The 3,704-nt window shown below is 57.6% G+C and carries 1 protein-coding gene; it reads right to left on the bottom strand.

The window, feature by feature from the left end:
- Positions 1–157: 157 nt before the first annotated feature.
- Complete coding sequence (locus ABX749_RS25660) at positions 158–3,580, bottom strand: SdrD B-like domain-containing protein (RefSeq protein WP_372898515.1); 3,423 nt, start codon at positions 3,578–3,580, stop codon at positions 158–160.
- Between the last annotated feature and the right edge of the window lie 124 nt (positions 3,581–3,704).

The raw sequence follows: 3,704 nt of genomic DNA, 5'->3' as shown, positions 1-3,704 counted from the left end.
CGGTTCCCAACAGCCGAATCGATCCGACCGAAAACGCCTCCCAGCGGGACGCGTGAGCGACCGGCGCGTGTGTCGATTCACCAACCATCACGCGCCACTGGCTGACGCCACGTGCTGACGCAATCCCATCGGGACGCGTCCGCAAGCTGCGTGCGGCTCAGATGTCACCCGCTTCATTGATTGACGTAAACAAATCATTCGCAAGAGATCGACGTAAAGCTTCCAGAGAGTCGATGCCGCCGACTCCGTCATCAAAGACAATGCCATCGGTGGAAGCATTGTCGACGCGGGTGAGGATTTCCATCACGCTCAATACTGACGGGACTCCGCTTCCGAAGAGTTGCTCGGAGCTACCCGTTCCGATTGCGGCGTCGACGTCGTACAGACGTGCGCCCACTCCATCACTGTCCGTCACGAAACCGTAGGACTGGGCGGCGGTTCCGGCCAGACTTTCATTGGTGACATAAACTGCAAAGGCGACGGCCAGGACCTGGGGATCCAACTTCGTCGGCCCGGTCGAGCCACGCTGCTTTTTTGCCTTGAAGATGGTTTTGAAGAACGAGGCGACTTCTGCATTGGTCATGCCACTGAGGTCATGGTCGCCCGCCTTGTTGCCGTACAAGTTGGGGAACGATTCGGCGAGCCATTGGCTCAGGTCTGTTTTCTCGGAGCCACCGTTGAGTGATTTGAGTAAAGCCTGACCGTTTTTGTTTTGCCAAAACCCGATCGTTGCGGTTTGGCCTTCCGTCAAGAAACCGCTGTTCTGGATCTCGATTTCTCCGAAGTTGTAATTGATGCCGTCTTGTCCCGACTGCAACACGATACCGCTGATGACGTCATTTCCGTCCAGTAACCCGGTCATGATTCCGTCGATGGTCCCGACGACATCTTGGCCATCGTCGTACCCGCTGGGCTGGCTTTCCTCCAGCGTGTAACCGGCCGTATTGCTCGACGTAAGGTTGCCAAAGAAGTAAACCCCATCGTTGTCCGTGATGGCAACTCGATCGACCGTTTGGCCATCAGCATCGACCCCTGTCAGTCGTACCGCGACACCGGGGATTGCCTGTTCGCCAAAGTCGATTTCGCCGTTGTCGTTTGAATCGGCCCAGACAATACCTTGTATCGATGAACCGGCCAGTTCAGTGTAGAAGTGTGCTGGATCGGTATCGGAGACATCATTGCCCAAGACATCGCCATCGGCATTGACGGGCGTTCCCGTGACAGTTGCCTCGCAAACGTGTTGTCCGGCACCGGCAATTCCCATCGACGTGTAGACCCACTCTTCACCCGGGTCGAGTCGGCCGTCTTGGTCGAGATCGCCAACATTGAATCCGCTCGCTTCGGTCGGCGTCGGCGCAAAATCATCCGAACCGTCCAATGGCGTGCCGTTGTCATCGAGTAACGAGACATTCGCGAGCTCAACGTCACCCGGGTTGGTGACGATGTAGGTGAACATCAATGTGTCGCCGATCGCGACCTGTAAACCGGGAGCGGTGTCGGCATCGGCACCCGGTCCGGGTGTTCCGCCGCCTGTTCCGCCGCTGGACAGATCTGCCCCCAATTCATTCTGATCTTGAAGTGTGTTCTTGAAGGGTTCAAAGTCGCCGGTGTTGTACGCGTTTTGGACGCCCGCAATGATCTGAGCGACTGTAAACTCGTACTCCACGTTTGCCTGAGAAGCATTCAACAGGGCGGCAACGGCGTGACGGCCGAGCGCGGCGTTCTCGCCGCCTCCACGGCCGAGCGCATCGAGCAGCGTCAGGTTTGGATCGTCATTGATGCCAAAGACCGAGTTGTAGTTGTCCGAAGGCGAGTAGTTTGTCCAAGCGTAAAAATGGTGCGGCTGTTTCCAAAAACCGGGCGTCAGACCTTCACCGCCCCCGGTCTGGTCTTCAACGACTTTGACATATTTTTCGACGTCGATCACGCCAATCGGAGGCGGCGGAGGCAGAACGATCCCGGCGTCCCAACTCAGATCTTGCTCACCCGGATCCAGAGTGGTGACGATCGTCATGCCGGTGATGGGGTCCGCATCGGAATCCAATTCGTCATTGGTGCCCTGGTCTTGCGAGGTGAACACGTAACCCGACGGCAGGTCGCTGAAGGTGACCTTGTATTGTTCTCCCGGATTAAGATTCGTGAACAGATACATTCCGCCACCGGATGTTATTTGGACTTCCGTGGTGTCGTCGCCCCCGGTGCCGATTACTCCGTCCGCACCGCCGCCGGTCAAGGTGACCTTTACGCCGTCAACACCCGTGTTCAGCTCGTCCTGCAAACCATTGCCGTTTGTGTCGACCCATACGTAGTCACCCAGCGAGGCGAGCGGTTCGCCCACGACGTAATTGGCCGGATCTTCGTCGCTGACGTCCGGTCCGACGGGATCGCCGTTTTCATCCACCGGAGTGCCGACGACGGTGCCAATGTTCGTGAACTGCCCGATCGCGAGAGCGGTGATCTGTGCCTGGTAGAGCCACGTTTCGCCTGGGTCGAGCCGGCCGTCTTGGTCATCATCGCCGACGTTGAAGTCGTTCCCCGCGCCATCATCTTCTTTGACGGGATCGGGATTGAAGTCGTCGCCGGGATTACCAGGGGTCGCATTGTCATCGCTGACGACAACGGAATTGAGTTCAACATCGCCAGGGTTGGTGACGAAGTAAGTGAACACGATCGTGTCGCCCAACTCTGCGGCCGGTCCGGGCGGGGTATCCGCATCGACTCCAAAGTCATTCGGGTTGGTGTTGGGAACGTCTGCCGGCGTGCTGAGGTCGGCTCCAAGCTCATTTTGAACGGCGAACAGATTCTTGGTGTTTTCAATCAGCGACGCGTTGCCAGAGGCGTAAGCCGCCTGCGTCAGCGCGATCACTTCCGCTTGGGTGTAGGAGTAATCCACATTGGGATTGGCGGCGTTGAGCAGTGCGGCGGTCGCATGGCGTCCGAGTGCATTCAGTCCGCCCCCGCCACGCCCCAGCGCATCCAGCAGGGTCAGTCCGGAATCGTCACTGACACCGAAGACGGAATTGTAGGAATCCAGGGGCGAGAAACCGGTATCGGGCCAACCCTTCAAGGGTGCCGGTCCAAATTCAGAGTGCGTCTTCCAAAACCCAGGAGTCAGTCCCTCACCGCCGCCGGTCTGGTCTTCAACGACTTTGACAAATTTTTCGATGTCAATCGCAGGATTCACAGGCGGCGGAGGCAGGAAGATCCCTGCGTCCCAGGTCAAATCGTCCACCGTGCCGAGAATGATCACCTCGGTTAACCCCGTCGATGGATCGGCGTCGCTATCGACGGCATCATTGGTTCCCTGATCTTGGCTGGTCAGGACATAACCGCTGGGCAGCGTCGATGTCACAAACTCGACAAAGTAGTTCCCCGGCTGAAGATTCTCGAACAAATACAATCCATTGCTGTCCGTCACGTCTGTCGCGATCACCGGGCCATCCGACCCATCGGTCTCCGGAATCCCGTCACCGTCCCCGTCGCGATAAAGATTGACGGTGACACCCTGGACGCCCAACTCGCCGTTGTCCTGAATGCCGTTGAGATTGTCGTCGTACCAGACGTAGTCACCAAGTGCCACTGAGGGCGCGGTCGGTCCAACGTCAGATTTGTTGCCACCGCTGAAGCTCGTACTAAAACTGTCGGCGAAGCTCGAATTTTCGCTATTGATGAAGATCCCGATGTTCTTCCCTGCGAAATACGCG

The sequence above is a fragment of the Stieleria sp. genome, from assembly GCF_041595215.1.
In the GTDB taxonomy this organism is placed as follows: domain Bacteria; phylum Planctomycetota; class Planctomycetia; order Pirellulales; family Pirellulaceae; genus Stieleria; species Stieleria magnilauensis.
This window is presented reverse-complemented; position numbering and strand designations above follow the sequence as displayed.